15 protein-coding genes are annotated in these 19164 nt (G+C 70.3%); 6 read left to right on the plus strand and 9 right to left on the minus strand.

What is annotated here, in order from left to right; genetic code table 11:
* The first annotated feature begins 19 nt into the window (after positions 1 to 19).
* On the plus strand, positions 20 to 1462 hold the full coding sequence (gene argG, locus FFS15_RS15435) for an argininosuccinate synthase (protein ID WP_137845937.1): 1443 nt from the start codon (positions 20 to 22) through the stop codon (positions 1460 to 1462).
* 31 nt (positions 1463 to 1493) lie between these two features.
* On the opposite strand, the gene FFS15_RS15440 is transcribed toward argG, so the two are convergent.
* Positions 1494 to 1841 (minus strand): hypothetical protein, encoded by a 348-nt coding sequence (locus FFS15_RS15440; protein ID WP_137845938.1) that lies wholly within the window; start codon positions 1839 to 1841, stop codon positions 1494 to 1496.
* A 225-nt stretch (positions 1842 to 2066) separates the two neighbouring features.
* Here FFS15_RS15440 and FFS15_RS15445 point away from each other — a divergent pair, with 225 nt between their 5' ends.
* The gene (locus FFS15_RS15445) at positions 2067 to 4688 is read left to right on the plus strand and encodes a penicillin acylase family protein (RefSeq protein WP_137845939.1); all 2622 of its coding nucleotides are present in this window, start codon (positions 2067 to 2069) and stop codon (positions 4686 to 4688) included.
* Positions 4689 to 4716: 28 nt separating this feature from the next.
* Here the strand turns inward: FFS15_RS15445 and mnhG are convergent, their stop codons facing one another.
* The 7 genes from mnhG to FFS15_RS15480 form a co-directional block, all read right to left on the minus strand.
* Entirely contained in the window at positions 4717 to 5082 is a 366-nt protein-coding gene (gene mnhG, locus FFS15_RS15450) for a monovalent cation/H(+) antiporter subunit G (RefSeq protein ID WP_249354112.1), read from the minus strand.
* The gene (locus FFS15_RS15455) at positions 5079 to 5348 is read right to left on the minus strand and encodes a monovalent cation/H+ antiporter complex subunit F (RefSeq protein ID WP_137845940.1); all 270 of its coding nucleotides are present in this window, start codon (positions 5346 to 5348) and stop codon (positions 5079 to 5081) included. Before FFS15_RS15455 ends, mnhG begins: the two co-directional genes overlap by 4 nt.
* A complete protein-coding gene (locus FFS15_RS15460) occupies positions 5345 to 5920 on the minus strand; it encodes a Na+/H+ antiporter subunit E (protein ID WP_249354114.1) in 576 nt (191 codons plus the stop codon). Before FFS15_RS15460 ends, FFS15_RS15455 begins: the two co-directional genes overlap by 4 nt.
* Positions 5917 to 7515 carry a Na+/H+ antiporter subunit D gene (locus tag FFS15_RS15465; protein ID WP_137845941.1) on the minus strand — a complete coding sequence of 533 codons (1599 nt, stop codon included), beginning with the start codon at positions 7513 to 7515 and terminating at the stop codon, positions 5917 to 5919. The genes FFS15_RS15460 and FFS15_RS15465 overlap by 4 nt, the downstream gene beginning before the upstream one ends.
* Positions 7512 to 8087 (minus strand): Na(+)/H(+) antiporter subunit C, encoded by a 576-nt coding sequence (locus FFS15_RS15470; RefSeq protein WP_137845942.1) that lies wholly within the window; start codon positions 8085 to 8087, stop codon positions 7512 to 7514. Before FFS15_RS15470 ends, FFS15_RS15465 begins: the two co-directional genes overlap by 4 nt.
* Complete coding sequence (locus FFS15_RS15475) at positions 8087 to 11026, minus strand: Na+/H+ antiporter subunit A (RefSeq protein WP_137845943.1); 2940 nt, start codon at positions 11024 to 11026, stop codon at positions 8087 to 8089. The genes FFS15_RS15470 and FFS15_RS15475 overlap by 1 nt, the downstream gene beginning before the upstream one ends.
* 113 nt (positions 11027 to 11139) lie before the next feature.
* Positions 11140 to 12186 (minus strand): substrate-binding domain-containing protein, encoded by a 1047-nt coding sequence (locus FFS15_RS15480; RefSeq protein WP_137845944.1) that lies wholly within the window; start codon positions 12184 to 12186, stop codon positions 11140 to 11142.
* Between the two features lie 82 nt (positions 12187 to 12268).
* Between FFS15_RS15480 and FFS15_RS15485 the strand changes: the two genes are divergently transcribed.
* The gene (locus FFS15_RS15485) at positions 12269 to 13504 is read left to right on the plus strand and encodes an MFS transporter (RefSeq protein WP_137845945.1); all 1236 of its coding nucleotides are present in this window, start codon (positions 12269 to 12271) and stop codon (positions 13502 to 13504) included.
* On the opposite strand, the gene FFS15_RS15490 is transcribed toward FFS15_RS15485, so the two are convergent.
* Positions 13433 to 16339 carry an Ig-like domain repeat protein gene (locus tag FFS15_RS15490; protein WP_137845946.1) on the minus strand — a complete coding sequence of 969 codons (2907 nt, stop codon included), beginning with the start codon at positions 16337 to 16339 and terminating at the stop codon, positions 13433 to 13435. The two genes, FFS15_RS15485 and FFS15_RS15490, sit on opposite strands and share 72 nt — an antisense overlap.
* A gap of 106 nt (positions 16340 to 16445) precedes the next feature.
* On the opposite strand from FFS15_RS15490, the gene nucS reads away from it, so the two are divergent.
* From nucS to FFS15_RS15505, 3 genes are read left to right on the plus strand one after another with little or no spacing between them, the layout of a single operon-like run.
* A complete protein-coding gene (nucS, locus tag FFS15_RS15495) occupies positions 16446 to 17141 on the plus strand; it encodes an endonuclease NucS (RefSeq protein ID WP_137845947.1) in 696 nt (231 codons plus the stop codon).
* Positions 17142 to 17177: 36 nt separating this feature from the next.
* On the plus strand, positions 17178 to 17861 hold the full coding sequence (locus FFS15_RS15500) for an HAD hydrolase-like protein (protein ID WP_137845948.1): 684 nt from the start codon (positions 17178 to 17180) through the stop codon (positions 17859 to 17861).
* On the plus strand, positions 17854 to 19119 hold the full coding sequence (locus FFS15_RS15505; RefSeq protein ID WP_249354116.1) for a hypothetical protein: 1266 nt from the start codon (positions 17854 to 17856) through the stop codon (positions 19117 to 19119). Before FFS15_RS15500 ends, FFS15_RS15505 begins: the two co-directional genes overlap by 8 nt.
* Positions 19120 to 19164: the final 45 nt, after the last annotated feature.

Genomic DNA, 19164 nt, shown 5'->3' on the forward strand with positions numbered 1-19164 from the left:
CGTCACTACACTTGAGGGCATGTCGAAGGTCCTTCAGTCCCTGCCCGTCGGCGAACGCGTCGGAATCGCCTTCTCGGGGGGGCTGGACACCTCTGTGGCTGTCGCGTGGATGCGCGACAAGGGCGCCGTGCCGTGCACCTACACCGGCGACCTCGGTCAGCCCGACGAAGACGACATCGCCTCGATCCCCGAGCGTGCGCTGCACTACGGCGCCGAGCTCTCACGCCTCGTCGACTGCAAGCCCGCCCTCGTCGAGGAGGGCTTCGGCGCCCTCGCGTGCGGCGCCTTCCACATCCGCTCCGGCGGGCGCACCTACTTCAACACGACGCCCATCGGGCGGGCCGTCACCGGCACGCTCCTCGTCCGCGCCATGAAGGACGACGGCGTCGACATCTGGGGCGACGGCTCGACCTACAAGGGGAACGACATCGAGCGGTTCTACCGCTATGGGCTCCTCGCCAACCCCGCGCTGCGCATCTACAAACCGTGGCTCGACGCCGACTTCGTCACCGAGCTCGGCGGTCGCCAGGAGATGAGCGAGTGGCTCGTCGCGCACGGCTTCCCCTACCGCGACTCGGCTGAGAAGGCCTACTCCACCGACGCCAACATCTGGGGTGCGACGCACGAGGCCAAGACCCTCGAGCACCTCGACGTGTCGCTCGAGACCGTCGAGCCGATCATGGGCGTTCGGTTCTGGGATCCCGCGGTCGAGATCGCGAGCGAAGACGTCACCGTCACGTTCGAGGCCGGCCGCCCGGTCGCCCTCAACGGCGTGGAGTTCTCCGACCCCGTGGCCCTCGTGTTCGAGGCGAACCGCATCGGCGGGCGCCACGGTCTCGGGATGAGCGATCAGATCGAGAACCGCATCATCGAGGCGAAGTCCCGCGGCATCTACGAGGCTCCGGGCATGGCGCTGCTGTTCATCGCCTACGAGCGCCTCCTCAACGGCATCCTGAACGAAGACACTCTCGCGACGTACCACGAGCAGGGTCGCCGCCTGGGGCGTCTCATGTACGAGGGCCGCTGGCTCGAGCCGCAGTCGCTCATGCTGCGCGAGTCGATCCAGAAGTGGGTGGGCTCATCGATCTCGGGCACGGTTACCCTGCGACTCCGCCGCGGCGAGGACTACACGATCCTCGACACGACCGCGCCGCACCTGTCGTACTCGCCCGAGAAGCTCTCGATGGAGCGCGTCGGCGACGCGGCCTTCGGTCCGACCGACCGCATCGGCCAGCTGACGATGCGCAACCTCGACATCGCCGACTCGCGCGCGCGGCTCGAGCAGTACGCCGCCCAGGGCATCATCGGCGGCGCAGCGGGCGACCTCGTCGGCCGCGTCACCGCGGGCGAGGCCGACGAGATCACAGAGCACGCGCAACCGTACGATCAGGCGCGCGAACAGCTGGCCGATGCCGTCGATGAGGCGTCCGAGGGCGCCGCGTTCGACTTCGGCAGCGACTGAGTCCTCGGGGCTCTCGTCGGGCGGCTGAGACTCAGCCGATCCCGCCGCCGGGTTCGCCGACGCAGCCGTTCTCGGCGAACTGACCGTCGCCGCGACCCTCGAAGAACTTCTCGACGCCGTCGGTGTCGAGGTAGACGAAGCTCGGGTAGTGGTCCTCGAGGTCCTGGTGCTTGTTGTGCGCCCGGACCACCGCGATCTTGTCGGTCTCGATGAAGACGTACGGGTTCTTCTCGCTGTGCGTGGCGTGGCAGTACGGCACCTTGTGCTCGCCGTCGCTCGCGGGCTTGGTCGCGAACGCAGGCGACGCGGCACCGAGAACGGCGACTGCCGCGAGGGCCGTGGCGCCGGCGAACGCGGCGATCCGGCGTGAAATGGGCATGGTCATCATGGTTACTCTCCCCAGTCGAGTAATGGATACGTCCCGGTCTATCACGGTCTCCTCGACGCCCACAAGGCCCGGTGGGTGGGCGAAAAGCGAGCAGGATTCGTTAGCGCTACGCCCCCGGGTTACGATGCCTGACGGTGTGCGCGACCCGAAAGCGCGGCACTCCGGCTCGCAGTGCCCGGCACTGCGTCGAGCCCGACCATCCGAAAGATCTCTTCAATGTCGAAGCCCTCCCCGGCCTCTCCTCTCAACGCGCCCGACGAACAGGCCCCGAGGCGTCGTTCGGTCGGCCGCACGATCGGCATCACGCTGTACAGCATCGTCGCCGGTGTCGTCGTGCTCGCCCTCATCGCCACCGGCTTCGTGGTCTACACGATCCAGCGCTCGTTCCCGCAGCTCGACGGCACGGTCGCAGCCCCCGGGCTCGGTGACGAGGTCACGGTCCAGCGCGATGCCCTCGGCATCCCGACCATCACCGCGAGCCGCACCGACGATCTCTTCTACGCGCAGGGTTACGTGCACGCGCAGGACCGTTTCTGGGAGATGGACTTCCGCCGGCATGTCACCGGTGGCCGACTCTCCGAGCTGTTCGGCGAGTCGCAGCTCGAGACCGACAAGTTCCTGCGGACCCTCGGCTGGCGCGAGATCGCCGAGCAAGAGGTCGAGGCGCTCGACGAGGCGACCCGCTCGTACTACGACAGCTACGCCGAGGGCGTGAACGCGTATCTCGCGGAGCACGACGGCGCCGACGTCTCGCTCGAGTACGCGATCCTGGGCCTGCAGAACGACGACTACGAGATCGAGCCGTGGACCCCGGCCGACTCGGTCGCGTGGCTGAAGGCGATGGCCTGGGACCTCCGCTCGAACATCGAGGAGGAGACCGAGCGCGCGATCGTCGCCGCCGACTACACCTCCGACGAGATGGCCGAGCTCTACCCGACCTACCCGTTCGACCGGAACCCGGTGATCGTCCCGTCGATCACCGAGGTGCCCGCCGTCGGCACGGTCGCGTCACGGCAGGACGACGGCGAAGCGGATGCCGCGACCGCCGCCATCGAATGGAGTGAGGTCGACGGCGTCATCGAGGCCGTGGGTGCTCTCGTCGGCGGGGCCGGTGAAGGCATCGGGTCGAACTCGTGGGTCGTCTCGGGCGACCTCACCGAGTCGGGCATGCCGCTGCTCGCCAACGACCCGCACCTGGGCGCGTCGCTGCCGAGCGTGTGGCACCAGGTGGGGCTGCGGTGCGACGCGGTCACCGCGGACTGCCCGTTCGACGTCTCGGGATTCAGCTTCTCAGGAGTCCCCGGCGTCATCATCGGCCACAACGCCCGCGTCGCGTGGGGGTTCACCAACCTCACCACCGACGTCACCGACCTCTACCTCGAGAAGATCGACGGCTCGAGCTACTGGTACGACGGCTTGCTCGTGCCGCTCGAGGAGCGCACCGAGACGCTGAAGATCGCGGGCGGCGACGATGTCGAACTCGTCATCCGCTCGACCGTCAACGGACCGATCGTCTCGGGTCTGACCGATGACTTCACCGCGATCGCGACCGAGCCCTACACCGGCACCGGCGGCTTCGTCGAGGCGCCGGTCGGCGACCCTGTCGGCGAGTACGCGGTGAGCCTGCGGTGGACCGCGCTCGAGCCCGGCACGACGGCGGCTGCGATCTTCGCGCTCAACGTCGCGCAGGACTTCGACGACTTCCGCGGGGCGGCTGCCCTGTTCAACGTGCCCGCGCAGAACCTCATCTACGCCGACGTCGACGGCAACATCGGCTACCAGACGCCGGGATCGCTCCCGATGCGGGGCGCCGCCGACGGCTCGATGCCGCAGCCGGGGTGGGACTCGTCGTACGCGTGGCAGGGCTACATCCCGTTCGAAGAGCTGCCGGTCGCGTACAACCCCGACGAGGGCTACATCGTCACCGCGAACAACGCGGTCGTCGGCGAGGAGTACCCCCACTTCCTCACGCGCGACTGGGATCAGGGCTGGCGTGCCGCGCGCATCGTCGACATGATCGAGCGACGCGCGGCGAACGGCCCGCTCACGACGCAGGACATGCGCGACATCCAGGCCGACAACGAGTTCTTCATGGGCAAGCGCCTCTCGGCCGCGTATGTCGACATCGTCACCGGCGACGACGGAGCGGATGCCGCCCTCGACCTGCTGCGGCACTGGGACGCCCAGAACAATGCCGACTCGGCTGCGGCCGCCTACGCGAACGTGCTGTGGAGCGAGCTCGCCTACGCGCTCTTCGAGACCGGCCGCGAGAACCCCGCCCCCCTCACCGACCAGGGGCGCCTCTTCCTCGTCGTCGACGGACTGCTCGATGACCCGCAGTCGCCGTGGTGGACCAACGAGAGCCTGGGCGTCGACGGCCAGGCGGCGATGCTCGAGCACACCGCCGTCGCCGCGTACGAGAAGCTCGTCGACCTGCAGGGCGACAACCCGTCGCGGTGGAACTGGGGTTCGCTCCACGCTCTCGAACTCGTCAGCGACACGTTCGGGTCATCGGGCATCGCCCCGATCGAGATGCTCTTCAACCGCGGCCCGTACGCGGTCGGCGGCGGGTCGTCGGTGGCCAACGCCACCGGTTGGTCGATGGGCGAGGGCTTCGCGACCGTGACCGTGCCGTCGATGCGCATGGTCGTCGACCTCGCCGACCTCGACGCGTCGACGTGGAACCACCTCACCGGCACGAGCGGCCACGCGTTCCACACGAACTACATCGACCAGGTCGAGACGTGGCAGAAGGCCGAGATGACGCCGTGGGCGTTCTCGCGGTCGGCGGTCGATGCCGCGACGACCAACACGCTGACGCTCGTCCCGGCCGGCTGATTCTCGTCGGCGGCTGATCGGTCTCCGGTCAGCCGCCGGCAGCGGGCGGAGTGCGCTGCGACTCGGCGAGTTCGTCGACGAAGAGCTCGGACTCGTCGATCGTTCCGTTGCGGTACGCCTGCCGGCCGACCATGTGCGCCGACAGCGGCGCGGTGGCGAGCTGGATCAGCACGATCGGCACGAGGAAGGCGACGACCGGCCACGAGCGCAGCGACAACGCGACGGCGAGGCAGATGAGGATCAGCCCGAGCACCTGCGGCTTGGTCGCCGCGTGCAGGCGCGTGGGCACGTCGCGGAAGCGCAGCAAGCCGATCGCGGCGGTGAGGCACAACAGCGCGCCGATCAGGATCAGCACGAGGGCGGCGGCATCCATCCATGCGTCGAAGGCGTTCATCCGGGCGCGTTGTCCTTCCGTGCGACGAAGCGGGCGATGGAGATCGAGCCGAACACGCCGACGGCGGCGATGATCAGCAGCACCGGGAGCGTGCGTGTGTGCTGATTGATCGCCATCTCGGCCCCGAGCACGCACATCACCTCGGTCAGCAGCACGTCGGAGGCGACCGCGCGGTCGAGGATCGACGGGCCGATGACGATGCGCACAAGGGTCAGGAGCGCAGCGACCGCGAACACGACGTAGATCACGATGAGCAGGGCGTTCACGCGGCACCTCCCGCGGTGCGAAGGGGGGCTGCCGCGCGCACGGCTTCGACCTGCGCCCGCGAGCCGACCGCCATGACGATCCGGCGCTCCCAGCGCTGCACGCTCTCGCGCTGCCTCTCGACGTCACGGGCACTGCGCACGCCGATGACGTGCAGATACAGGATGCTGCGATCCCGGTCGGCGTCGACGATGAGCGAGCCCGGGATGAGGGATGCCGTGACGGCCGTGTGCGTCATGATGAGGTCGTCGTCGGTGACGAGCGGCACCGCGATGATCGCCGCCCCGGGCTGACGGCGGAAGTCGAGCACCTGCCAGACGACCGTGAGGGATCCGACCACGACGGCCGCGAGGAATTCGATGATGAAGACCGCGCCGTACCACGCGTTGACGCGGCCGGAGAGCTCGACCGGGGGGAGGCGGAAGACGCGCGTGACCAGCACGGCGGCGGCCAGTCCCGTGAGGAACGCGAGCCACGTGAACTGGCCCCACAGCAGCATCCACAGGGCGATGAGCCACACGAAGAAGGGCAGCTGCCGCCAGAGCTGCTCGAGGAGCGATCGCTTCCCGGTCACGGCTGCACCTCCTTCTCGTCGCCGCCGGTGCTCACGTCGTGCTGCTCTTGGAGCTGCCCGAGGGTGACCGGTTCGAGGAGGGACGCGCCGATCCGGGCGCAGACGTCGTACAGCGGACCGGCGAACAGCGTCAGCGCGACGGTGATCGCCACCATCCCGGTGGTCGCCGCCGTCATGATCTTCGGGATCACGCGGCGCTCGGTCTGCACGCCCGAGGGCGAGGCGCCGAGGTACGAGATGCGCGCCTCGGTCTCGGCCGAGTCGTCCTCCTCGCGCCAGAACGCGAGGTTCCACGCACGCATGAGCGCGTAGAGGGTCAGCAGGCTCGTCACGATGCCGCCGACGATCAGCACGATCATGAGGGGCGTGCCGACCTCGGCCGCCGCATCGAACAGGGCGAACTTGCCGATGAAGCCGGAGAACGGCGGGAGCCCCCCGAGGTTCACGGCCGGAATGAAGTAGAGCACCGCGATCACGGGTGCCGCGCGCATGAGGCCTTTGACCCGCAGAATCGAGGTGCTGCCCGCGCGGCGCTCGATGAGGCCGACGGCGAGGAAGAGGGTCGTCTGCACCACGATGTGGTGGATCATGTAGTAGATCGTCGCGCCGATCGCCGCGGGAGTCGCGATCGCGAGTCCGAAGATCATGTATCCGACGTGGCTCACGAGCGTGAACGAGAGGATCCGCTTGAGCTCGGCCTGCGCGACAGCGCCGAGCACCCCCACGATCATCGTCGCGAGCGCCACCCACAGCAGCAGCTGGTTGACGTCGTTGTCGAGGAACATCTCGGTCTCGGTGCGGATGATCGCGTAGACGCCGACCTTGGTCAGAAGGCCCGCGAACACGGCCGTGACCGGCGCCGGCGCGGTCGGGTACGAGTCGGGCAGCCAGAACGACAGCGGGAAGACCGCGGCCTTGATGCTGAAGGCGAGCAGCAGCATGAGGTGCAGCACGAGCTGGGTCTGCTGGGGGAGCTCGCCCATCCGCTCCGAGATCTGCACCATGTTGACGGTGCCGAGCGCCCCGTAGATCATCGCGATCGCGGCGAGGAAGAGGATCGACGACACGAGCGAGACGACGATGTAGACGACGCCGGTGCGGATGCGCGACTCGGTCGAGCCGAGCGTGATGAGCACATACGAGGCGACGAGCAGGATCTCGAATCCCACGTAGAGGTTGAACAGGTCGCCCGCGATGAAGGCCGTGAAGATCCCCGCCGCGAGGATCAGGTACGAGGGGTGGAAGATCGAGACCGGCGTCTCGTCGTCGCCGTCGGCGGCGCCCTGGCCGACCGAGAAGAGGAGCACCGCGAGCAGCACGATGCTCGAGACGAGCACCAGGAGCGATGCCAGCCGGTCGACGTAGAGCACGATGCCGAACGGGATCGGCCAGCCCCCGACCGACACCGCGATCGCCTGATCGCCGCCGTCGACGACGGCGAGGAGGATCGCGGCGATCACCGAGACGACGGTGAGGGTCAACACCGAGACGACGACCTGCGTGCGGCGGTGGCGCCCGGCGATGAGGGCGATCGCGGCGCCGAGCAGCGGCAGCGTGACCAGCAGCGGCACGAGGGCGGGGGCGAGTTCTCTCACGCGTCGTCACCGCCGTCCTGATCGCGCGGGGTCGGGCGGGTCGGGCGGGTCGGGCGCTCCGGCCGGTCCACGGGCGCGTCGTCGCGAAGGGCGGCAACGTCGCGGCTGCCGAGCACCGTGATCGGCGACGTGTCGAGGCCGACGAAGTCGGTGGTCGCGTCGTCGTCCTCGTCTTCGATGCCGGTCTCCTCGTCCATCGCCCCTTCCGTCTCGGCGGCACGGCCGCGGACGGCGAGGTCGGCCTCGTCGTCCTCGACGGTGTCGGCCTGACCCAGCTGCCACGAGCGATAGATGAGGGCGAGGAGGAACGCCGACACGGCGAAGGTGATGACGATCGCGGTGAGCGTGAGCGCCTGCGGCAGCGGGTCGCTCATCTCGTCGGTCGTCGCCGCCGCACCGAAGAACGGCGCGATGCCGGGCTGTCCCATGACGATCAGCAGCAGCAGATTCGTAGCGTTTCCCAGCAGCAGGAACCCGATGAGCACGCGGGTGAGGCTGCGCTCGAGCATGGCGTAGACGCCGCACGCGAACAGGACCGCCATCACGATGATGAGGACGAGTGAGACATCCATCAGCGGCTCACCCCCGCTCGCCGGTCGTCGCGCGCCTCGTTCGACTGGCGGTCGACCTCGGCCCCGAGGCTGCGGAGCACGTCGAGCACGAGGCCGATGACGACGAGGTAGACGCCGATGTCGAACAGCGTGGAGGTCACGAACTCGATGTGGCCGATGACGGGGATCTCGGCCTCGAACCACGCGCTCGTCAATGGCGCGGCACCGAAGAACATCGGCACGATCGCGCACGCCACCGCGATCGTCATGCCGACGCCGAGAAGGCGCCCGGCATCCGTCGGCGCGGCGGCGCCGAGCTCGTACGGGCCGCCGGCGACGTAGCGCATGACGAGCGCCATGCCGGCGACGAGTCCGCCCGCGAAGCCGCCGCCGGGAAGATTGTGCCCGGCGAGCAGCAGGTAGAGCGAGACGACGATGATCGTGTGGAAGAGGATCCGCACGACCACCTCGAGCATGATCGAGCGGTTCTCGGGACGCACCTTCTGGCCGCCGACGAGCCACGCCATGCGGCCCGAGTCCGGCGCCTCGGCGCGCGGCTTCACACCCTCGGCCGTCTCGACGAGCGGGCGGCGCGTGCGGGTCGCGGCGGTCGGCAGCGGCTGGATCGAGCGCGACAGCGTGTCGGACCGGTGCGTGACGAACACGAGCGAGGCGACGCCTGTCGCGGCGAGGATCAGCACCGACAGCTCGCCCATCGTGTCCCAGCCACGGAGGTCGACCAGCGCGACGTTGACCACGTTCTTGCCGTGGCCGAGCTCGTACGCGAGCTCGGGGAACCGCTCCGAGATCGGTCGGGCGGTGCGCGCGGCCGTCGCCACGAGGGCCACCATCGCCATCGTCACGCCGACCGCGGCGCCCAGCACGGCGCGCGCCACCGGCCACACCGAGGCGTTGTGCTCGCCCATGCGGGACGGAATGCGTCGCAGCACCAGCGCGAACGCGACGAGCGTGACGGTCTCGACGAGGATCTGCGTGAGGGCGAGGTCGGGCGCGCCGCTCGTCGCGAACAGCAGCACCATGCCGAGACCGGTCACCGACACCAGCACGACGCCCGTATACCGCTTCTGTGCGCGCACCGCGACGAGCCCGGCCGCGATCATGATCGGGGCCACCACGAGCTGCATCGGCGTCTGGAACGCGTCCAGCTGCGCTCGCCATTCGTCGCCCGCGAGCAGCGCCGTGCCCTCGGCTGCGACGAAGACCACGAAGATCGTGCCGACGTAGACGGGCAGCGACCCGCGCTGGGTGAAGCTCGTGGTGATCACCGACAGCCGTGCGATGCCGCGGAGCACCGCGTTGTACACCTCGGGCGCGGTGAACGGGATGAGGCGCCGGGCCAGCACCGGCCGCCGCGTGACCGCGAACAGGACGGCGCCGATGGCGATCGAGCCGAGCGAGATCCACAGCGCCGGCTCGAGTCCGTGCCAGAGCGCGAGATGCGCCGGTTGCTCGGGAGCGGCGACTCCCGGCGTCGATGCGGGGGCGAGGTCGGCATACCCCGCGAAGGCGACGTCGAGGGCGGATGCCGCGAACCCGGCGATCGCGGTGAGGCCGGCCAGCACGACCGGAGCGCCGAGGAAGCCGATCGGCGGGTCGGGCCACTCGGTGCGCGCAAGCGCCGTGCCGTCGGCATCCTTCTTCGTCCAGAACGCGCCCCAGATGAACCGCAGGCCGTACGCGGCCGTGAGCACCGACCCGAGCACGACCCCCGCGAAGGCGACGATGCCCCAGGGCGCACCGCCGGCCGCCTCATGCAGGAGGGCGGTGAGCGCCCCCTCCTTCGCGACGAAGCCGAGGGTCGGGATCACGCCGACCATCGAGGCGACAGCGATGATCGAGAACGTCGCCATCACGGGCGCCTGGCGCCCGACGCCGCTGAGCTCGCCGATGTCGCGCGTGGAGAGCTGGCGGTCGATCACGCCGACGACGAGGAAGAGGGCGGACTTGAACAGCGCGTGGCTGAGCAGCAGCGCGAGGCCGGCGAGCGCGGCGTCGCGCGTGCCGTAGCCCAGCACGACGGTGAGGAGTCCGAGCTGGCTCACCGTGCCGAAGGCGAGGACGCGCTTGAGGTCGGTCTCGCGCAGGGCCTGGAAGCCGCCGAGCAGCATCGTGAACACGCCGAGCCCGATGACGATCGGGCGCCAGGTGGGGGCGATCGCGAACACCGGAGCGAGGCGGGCGATGAGGTAGATGCCGGCCTTAACCATGGCCGCGGCGTGGAGGTACGCGCTCACCGGGGTGGGGGCTGCCATGGCGCCGGGCAGCCAGAAGTGGAAGGGGAAGATGGCGGACTTGCTGAGCGCCCCGACCAGGATGAGCACCAGCGCCGCGTCGACGACGGGGCCTGTCGGAGCGTCTGCCAGCATCGTCGAGATGCTCGAGGTGCCGGTGTCGACGACGAGCAGCACCACGCCGATCAGCATGACGAGTCCGCCGAGGGTCGTGACCAGCAGCGCCTGGAGCGCCGCGCGACGACTGGCCGCGCGACGGTTGTAGTACCCGATGAGCAGGTACGACAGCACGCTGGTGATCTCCCAGAACATCACGAGCACGACGAGGTCGTCGGTGAGGACCAGTCCGTACATCGCTCCTGCGAAGGCGAGCAGCACCGCCGAGAACTGGCCGAGCCCCTCGGTCTTGTCGCGGAAGTACCAGCGGCAGTACAGCAGCACGAGTGCCCCGACGCCGGTGACCACGAGGGTCATCAGCCACGAGAGGGTGTCCATCCGCATCGACAGGTCGATGCCGAGCGGCGGGATCCAGGCGTAAGTCTCGAAGGGGATGTCGCCGGCGAGAACCGCGGGGGTGAGCACCACGGCGTGGACGAACGCGGCGATCGGGAGCACGGCGGCGATGTAGAACGCGCGCTCTCCGATGCGGGCGACGAGCCACGGCAGCAGGATCGGAACCACCGCGAACGCGCACAGGAGGAGGAGCAACGAGTGGCCTCCTCGTGGTCGTCGGCCGGGCGCTGCTGGACGGGTCGAAGCAGGCGCGCGCGGCTCGGGCGATCAGGGTGTCGACACCCATCCTACCGGCGCGACGGGCTGGGTCAGGCGGGCGCCGGGCCCGTCGTGTTGCCCTCGCGGAAGGTGCACGTGAAGCGGAGGGATGCCGCATCGGCGCCCTCCAGCATGGCGGCGACGGCCTGACCCGCCGCCCGGCCCTTCTCGCTCGCGGGCTGGACGAGAGTGGTGAGTACGAACGGCGCGAGGCCGTCGACGACGATGCCGTCGAAGCCGGTGACGCTGACGTCCTCGGGAACGCGGAGTCCCGCCTCTTCGGCGGCGCGGATGACGCCGGCGGCGAGGAGGTCGCTCTGGGCGATCACGGCGGTCGGGCGTGCTGCGTGGTCGGCGAAGATCGCGCGACCGGCGGCGAGCCCCTCGTCGATGAAGCTGCCGGCGGCAGCGTAGGCGACGGCATCCGGGAACACATCGTGAGCGCCGGCGAGGCGCTCGCGCGTGACGTCGATCATGATGGCGGTGTCGTCGAGGATCCATCCACGCTCCCACCCGGAGCGCGCGGGCAGGGTCACGATCGCGACCTTCGCATGCCCGAGGCTCGCGAGGTGACTGGCCGCCTGGCGCTGGGCCTCGCGGTTGTCGAGCTCGATGCGGGGGACGCCGGCTCCGGCATCCCCTTCGATGACCACGACCGGGATGCCGCGCGCCCTGACCGCGTCCAGAGATTCGCGGAGCAGGCCGCTGCAGCCGATGAGAACCGCGGCGTCGAGAGGAGCCGTCGTCAGCGACGACCCGCTCGAGATCGGCTCCTGATCGCGGAGCAGAAGAAGCCCGGCGCCGAGCGGGGCGACTCCTTCGGCGAGACCGTCCATCATGAGTGTCTTGACCGGATCGAGGAACGCCGTGCCGAGGTGCTCCTCGAAGACGACACCGACGATTCCCGAGCGGCCGCGGCGCAGCGACGCCGCGCGCGGATCGGGGCCGGTGTAGCCGAGGGCTGCGGCGGCATCCAGCACACGGCGTCGCGTGGCCTCCGACACCGGCGTCTTGCCGCTGAAGACGACCGACGCGGTCGAGGGCGAGACGGCGGCCTCGCGCGCGACGTCGGCGATGGTGGCTCGGCGCATGCTCATGACGCCATGATGCTACCGCTCGCAGCGTGCGTCCGTCGAATCGATTCGACAGTGCTCGAATCGATTCGGTACCATGACCGTCATGGAACTCGTCCTCACCCGCTCTCAGCTCGTGCGCTGGCGCACCGCGGTCTTCGCGATCTTCCTCGCGAGCGGCCTCAGCATCGCGACATGGGCGTCGCGGGTCCCCGCCATCAAAGAGGCGCTGAACGTCGACAACATCCAGATCGGCCTGATGCTCCTCGGCGCGGGGATCGCCTCGATCCTGGGCCTCTCGCTCGCCAACGTCGTGCTCGCCCGCTTCGGCGCCCGCGCGGGGATGCTGGGGGCGATGATCGTGTTCGCCCTCGGCGTGGCGCTCATCGGCATCGGCACCGACGTCGCGCAGTCGTTCGTCGTTGTGGTCGCCGGCCTCGTGCTCTTCGGCCTCGGCAACGGCGCCGTGGACGTCATGATGAACGTCGAGGGCGCGGCGATCGAGAAGCAGATCGGAAAGACGATCCTGCCGCTGTTCCACGCCTTCTTCAGCTTCGGCACGGTGATCGGCGCCGGCATCGGCGCCCTGGCTGCGGCGATGCAGATCAACGTGCTGCTGCACACCCTGTTCATGACGGTGCTCATCATCGTGATCGCCTTCTGGACCCACGCCAACGTGCCGGCCCGCGAGATCGCGATGGACCCGGTCGACGAGAGCGAGAAGGCCCACTGGCGCGAGCGCCTGCACACCTCGCTCGAGGCCTGGCGTGAGCCGCGCACCTACGCCCTCGGCGTCATCATGCTCGGTATGGCCTTCGCCGAGGGCGGTGCCAACGACTGGCTCGCGCTCGGCATGGTCGAAGGCCACGGTGCGACGCCGGCGATCGGAGCCCTCGGGCTCACGGTGTTCTCCGTCAGCATGACCGTCGTCCGCGTCTTCGGCGGGCCGCTCGTCGACCGTTTCGGCCGCGTCGCGACGCTGCGAGTGCTCTCGGTGCTCGCCGCCGGCGGCCTGCTGCTGTTCATCCTCGCGCCCAGCATCCCGCTCGTCTTCGTCGGCGCCGCGCTGTGGGGCGCGGGCGTCTCGCTCGGCTTCCCGCTCGGCATGTCGGCAGCCGCCGACGACCCGCTCAAGGCCGCCGCGCGCGTGAGCGCCGCAGCGACGATCGGTTACATCTCGTTCCTGTGCGGACCGCCGCTGCTCGGATTCATCAGCGAGCAGGTCGGCCTGCTCAACACGCTGTACATCCTCGTCGCGCTGGCCGTGGCGTCAGGACTCGCGTCGGGTGCGGCCAAGCCCATCGCCGGCTCCACGGTCGGCGCGGGGCACCCGCACCGCTGAGCGGGCGACGAGCGCGGTTCCGGCGAGCAGGAGGAGGCCCGCCGTGACGAGCGGCAGCGCCGGGTCGACGCCGGTCGGCGGCAGGTCGTCGTCCGGCGGTGTCGGAGTCGGAATCGGCGTCGGGGTCGGTATCGGCGTCGGGGTCGGAGTGGGCGTCGGGGTGGGAGTGGGCGTCGGGGTGGGAGTGGGCGTCGGGGTCGGGGTCGGCGTGGGCGTCGATGCCGCAGTCGTGACGACCTGGATCGTCACCGACCCGCCTGCCCCGCCGTCCTTGTCTGTCGCTGTGAGAACGGCAGCGTACGTCCCCGGGGCCGCGTACGTGTGCGTCACGGGAGGGTCCGCCGGACCGGGCACGCTCAGCAGCGGCGATCCGTCGCCCCAGTCGACGGTGTAGAGGAACATCGCCGCCATGTCGGCCGCCGACGGGTCGTCGGCCCCGACTTTCACGGTGAACGGTTCGCCCACGGTCGCGGTGCGCTCATCCGAGACGACCGTGATGGGGGCGGTGTTGGTGACATCGAGCAGGGCGGTGTCGGTGGACTGCTCCCCGTCGAGGGTCACGCGCAGAATCACCGTGTGGGATGCCGGTCCATCGTCGATCCCGAGCGCTTCGAGCTCCAGCCACGTCAGCGTGGGCGTCGGCCCTGTGGCGTCGGCGAAGGCGCCGTCGCCGTCGATGTCCCACTCGTAGACCGCGCCAGGCGTCGAGCCCGTGCCGTCGAGCGTGAGGCTCGCTCCTTCGGCGACGGTGTAGGGACCGCCGGCGTCCGCGACCACCGGGGCATCGACCACCTGGGTCAGCGAGCCGCTGGATGCCGAGAACTGAGGAGTGCCGGAGAACGTCGCGGTGATGGCGTGCGAACCGGCGGTGAGCGTGCTGGTGGTCAATGTCGCGGTGCCGTCGGCGGCGAGGGTCACGACGGCAAGAGGGGTGGCACCTTCGGTGAAGACGACCGGTCCGCTCGTCACCGGAGAACCGCCGGCGGTCACCGTCGCGGTGAAGGTGACAGTCTCGCCGAACGTCGACGGGTTCATGTCCGAGGTGACCGTCGTGCTGGTGGCCGCGGCGTCGACGACCTGCGTCACCTCGTCATCGCTCGCCGCGAAGGCCGTGGTGCCCGTGTACGCGGCGGCGATCATATGCGACCCCACGGACAGTCCGCTCGTCGTGAAGGTCGCGGTGCCGTCTGCCGCGAGCGCGACGGTGGCAAGAGAGGTGGCACCTCCGGTGAAGGCGACCGATCCGCTCGTCACCGCAGCGCCACCGGCGGTCACCGTCGCAGTGAAGGTCACGGCCTGCCCGACGGTCGACGGATTCACCGATGACGTGAGCGAAGTGACGGTCGGCTGCAGGCTTTCGATGGTGAGGCACCATCCGCCCGAGATCGAGCCCGAGTCGCCGTTGGCGTCGTCCACGACCCACAGACTCCACTGGCCCTCGCCGGTCGCGCCGTCGAAGGTCGACAGCGTCGTCGCCGCGCTTGCGATCGGCGCCGGCGCCGGGAAGGCCGCGTCCGCGGCATCCGCGTCGCTGTCTGTCGGGCGGAAGCTCCCCGATGTGAGCGGAGTCGGCACCGTGCCGGCCGCGTCGTCGTCGAACACGACGGTGAGGCCGCTCACTGGGCCCGTCCCTCCGACGTCGCTCATGAGGACGACGTTCGTCGTCGGCACGGGGCCGGACAGCATCACGTCGAGGTCGACCGGCACGGCGTGCGTGAGGCCGTTGAGCGTCACCGTGACCTTCGTGACCGGGCCGCCGAGGACCCCCGCCGGGACCGTGATGTTCGACGGGTACGGCCCGCTGGTGCCGCTGGTGCCGGCCGCCGGCACGGTGATCGCCCCGGTGTTGCAGAAGGTGCTTCCGCTGACGGTGGTGACGTTGTCCACCCGTTGGGTCACGCTGCCGTTGCTCGTCAGGAACCCGGTCGCCCCCGAGTAGGTGGCCGTGACCAGGTGCGTTCCTTCGGTCGCTACCGCCGTGGTGAAGGTGGCGACGCCGGCGCCGTTCAGAGCCACGTTGGTCGCGGCCGGTACGCCGTCGATCGCGAAGGTGACGGTGCCGGTGGTGACCGGGGCCCCGCTCGCGGTGACGACGGCGGTGAAGGTCACGAGGTCCGCCGGTGACGACGGAGTCCCCGAGGTCGTGACGACCGTCGTCGTTGCCGCGGCCGCCGCCTCGGTCGTGATCACGAGGCTCCACCCGCCGGCCATCTGACCGACATCGCCGGTGGCGTCGTCGACGACGTACAGCTGCCACGTGCCGTTCGGGTTGATGCCGGTGAACGCCCCGGCGAGCGTGGTCTGCGTCGAGGGAGCGGGCGCGGGCGCCGGGAACGAGTCCGTTCCCGTCGGGTTCGTCGGGCGGTAGGTCCCGGTCGGCACGTTGCCGCTCGACGGCACCCCTGCGGCCGCGGCGTCGTCGAAGGTGAGCGTCGCATTGTTCGCGAAGGTGAATGTGCCCTCGGCGGCGGCATCGGAGAGCACCACGAGGTTCGCCCCCGAGGGAGCGACGATCATCGCGTCGACGTCATTGAGGATGCTGTGGGTGACGCCGTGGAAGACCACCTGCACCGTGGTGACGGCGCCGGCCATTCCCGAGACGGTGATGGACGACGGATAGGGGCTCGCCGGGCCGATCTGGTTCGCCGATCCGGTGGCGGGAATCGCGATCGCGGCCGTGTTCGAGAACGTGGTGGGCCCGTCGGCGAACGCGGCCGACGGAACGCCGACGACCCCGCCGACGATGCCGAGGAGAACGGCGACGGATGCCGCGGCGACGCGCCGGACGGACCACCGCGGTGCGACAGTCCTCACTCGTGCTTCGGACGTGGTCATGATTCCCCTCACGGGTCCGGGTCTGCCCTGTCCGCACACTATGACCGCGGGGCGCCGTTGTACAGACCGCGGTCTCGCGGGCTGTGCGTCGGGCTAGGCTCGTCGGGTGCGTCTCGTCATCGCCCGCTGCTCCGTGGATTACACCGGTCGACTGACCGCGCACCTGCCGCTTGCCACCCGCCTGCTCGTCCACAAGGGCGACGGGTCGCTGCTGGTCCACTCGGACGGCGGCTCGTACAAGCCGCTCAACTGGATGAGCCCGCCGTGCCGACTCGATGTCGAGGAGCCGGATGCCGATTCCCTCGCCGCAGGCGTGCGCGAGCACTGGCGCGTCACCCACGCCAAGACCGGCGACGCCCTGCTCGTGCGCATCTACGAGGTGCTGCACGACTCGTCTCACGAACTCGGGATCGACCCGGGCCTGCAGAAGGACGGCGTCGAGGCCGACCTGCAGCGCCTCCTCGCGGAACAGGTCGACGTGATCGGCGAGAACCTCACGCTCGTGCGCCGCGAGTTCCCCACGGCGATCGGCCCCGTCGACCTGCTGCTGCGGGATCCGGCCGGTGGCACGATCGCGGTCGAGGTCAAGCGCCGCGGCGACATCGACGGCGTCGAGCAGCTCACGCGCTACCTCGAGCTGCTCGGGCGCGACCCGCACCTCGCTCCTGTGACGGGCGTCTTCGCCGCGCAGGAGATCAAGCCGCAGGCGAAGGTGCTCGCCGCCGACCGCGGCATCCGCTGCGTGACACTGGACTATGAGGGCATGAAGGGCACCGAGTCCGGCGCCCCCCGCCTCTTCTGAGAGACCCGCGAGCCCGGCCGGAATAGGCTGGACACCATGCCGAGACGATCGCCGTGGACCTGTGTGCTGTGGGACGTCGACGGCACGATCGTCGATGCCTCCGACGGCATCCTCCGGCGCCTCACGATCGCCCACGAGCACTTCGGCAAGCAGCCGCCGACCCGCGCCGAGCTCGTGCACTGGATCGGTCCGCCCATGTTCGAGTCGTTCCAGGCGAACGTCGGCATGACGCCGGCGGAGGCATCCGAGGCCGTCGCGTTCTATCGCACGCTCGGGCGGGCCGACGGCTACACCACGGGCGCGAAGCTCTTCGATGGAGTGGGCGACCTGATCCTGGATGTCGCGGCAGCCGGCATCCCGCAGGCGACCGCGAGCTCCAAGCCCGAGGTGCAGGTCGTCGCCCTCATGGATCACTTCGACCTCTCTCCCGCACTCACCGCGATCGTCGGCGCGACACCCGATGAGCGCACGCTGAGCGCGAAGAGCGACATCGTCGCCGAGTCGCTCCGGCGTCTCGCGGCCGCCGGTGTCGACACCTCTCGTCCGGTGCTCGTCGGCGATCGCCACCACGACGTCGAAGGCGGCGCCGACCAGGGCGTTCCCGTGATCTTCGTGCGCTGGGGGTTCAGCTGGCCTCACGAGTCCGAGGGTGCCGCGGCCGCCGTCGACACGGTCGATCAACTGCGCGGCCTCCTGCTCATCGAGGATGCCGATGGCTGACACCGTCGCCGCGGTGCTCGCGTGGGTGATCCCGGCCGTCGTGGTCTTCGGCGTGACGGCTCTCGCGATCGCCGTGACGGCATGGGCGGTGCGGCGGGCGCGTCGATCGCCGCTCGCGCGGGCGTCGGCCGAGCAGGCGAAGTCCGAGGCGGGCGCGATCCTCGTGCGTCTCGACGACGCCGTCGCCGAGCTCGAGCTCGACCTCGCGCTCTCGGGCGCCCTCTACGGCGGCGGCGCGCCGGCGTCGCTGCGGCGAGCGCGTCTGACCGCCCAGCATGTGCGTGATGACGCCTTCGAGGAGTATCGCGCCGTGAGCGCCCCCGACGTCCACCCCACCGATCTCCGCCGCCGGTCGGCAGAGATCCAGCGCCGCGCAGCCGATGCCCTCGCGACCATCTCGCGGGCACGCGCCGAGCACGACAGGTGGGTGTCGGCGAATGTCTCGGCAGCCGACCAGGTCGCCTCGGCGACCGAGCGGCTCGCGCAGCTGCGGGGCGCGATGGGCGACCCGGTCGCCCTCGTCACGGATCTCTCGGCCCGCTTCGCCGAGGACGAGTGGAAGGATGCCGCACGCGCCGCACGCGCCGCGATCACGGCCACCGCGGACGCCGAGCGTCACCTCGCCGATGCGGCCATGAAGGCCGCCGACCCGTCGAAGAGCGCCCTGGCCGATCTCGCCGCCGCCGAGCGGTCACTGCGCGCAGCCGAGGCCGATGCCCGCATCCTCGAGGAGTCGCATCGCCTCGTGACGCAGGCTGCCCAGGCGACGCCGGGCGAGATCGAGGCGGCGCACACGGCGCTGCGTCAGGCGGCGGTCATCCGCGAGCAGCTTCCACCGGCCGACGCCGAGCGATTGGGCGACGAGGTGCGCGGGATCACAGCCGAACTCGCCCGCCTCGAGCCGGGTGCGGCGCAGCATCCCACCCTCACAGTCGATCGCGTCGCACGCCTGCGCGATCGACTCGATCTGGCGCTCGGTGACGCCCGCACGACGCAGCAGCGCCTGCGCGGTGCCCGCACCGCGCTGCCGGGCACACTCGCCGCCGCACGCGGAGCCGTCGCGCAGGCCGAGGCCGCGGTCGCTCACTCCGCCGCCGGTGCCGACGCCCGATCGCGGCTCGCCTCATCGCAGCGCGAGCTCGCCCAGGCCCGGCAGGCCCCCGACCCGGTTGCGGCGCTGGACGCCGCGCGGCGGGCGCTGCGCGACGCCGAAGACGCCAAGGCCCTCGCCGACTACGGAAGACTCGGCGCGCCGTAACAGCCCCTCGCTATCGTGATGCCATGAGCGAGCCCACCCCCGACC

The sequence above is a fragment of the Microbacterium sp. 2FI genome (assembly GCF_005502885.1).
In the GTDB taxonomy this organism is placed as follows: domain Bacteria; phylum Actinomycetota; class Actinomycetes; order Actinomycetales; family Microbacteriaceae; genus Microbacterium.

Bases quoted from the DNA above. Each gene is read 5' to 3' on its own strand.
- argG (WP_137845937.1), top strand. From the start codon at position 20: ATGTCGAAGGTCCTTCAGTCCCTGCCCGTCGGCGAACGCGTCGGAATC.
- FFS15_RS15440 (WP_137845938.1), bottom strand. From the start codon at position 1,841: ATGCCCATTTCACGCCGGATCGCCGCGTTCGCCGGCGCCACGGCCCTC.
- FFS15_RS15445 (WP_137845939.1), top strand. From the start codon at position 2,067: ATGTCGAAGCCCTCCCCGGCCTCTCCTCTCAACGCGCCCGACGAACAG.
- mnhG (WP_249354112.1), bottom strand. From the start codon at position 5,082: ATGAACGCCTTCGACGCATGGATGGATGCCGCCGCCCTCGTGCTGATC.
- FFS15_RS15470 (WP_137845942.1), bottom strand. From the start codon at position 8,087: ATGGATGTCTCACTCGTCCTCATCATCGTGATGGCGGTCCTGTTCGCG.
- FFS15_RS15480 (WP_137845944.1), bottom strand. From the start codon at position 12,186: ATGAGCATGCGCCGAGCCACCATCGCCGACGTCGCGCGCGAGGCCGCC.
- FFS15_RS15485 (WP_137845945.1), top strand. From the start codon at position 12,269: ATGGAACTCGTCCTCACCCGCTCTCAGCTCGTGCGCTGGCGCACCGCG.
- FFS15_RS15490 (WP_137845946.1), bottom strand. From the start codon at position 16,339: ATGACCACGTCCGAAGCACGAGTGAGGACTGTCGCACCGCGGTGGTCC.
- FFS15_RS15500 (WP_137845948.1), top strand. From the start codon at position 17,178: ATGCCGAGACGATCGCCGTGGACCTGTGTGCTGTGGGACGTCGACGGC.
- FFS15_RS15505 (WP_249354116.1), top strand. From the start codon at position 17,854: ATGGCTGACACCGTCGCCGCGGTGCTCGCGTGGGTGATCCCGGCCGTC.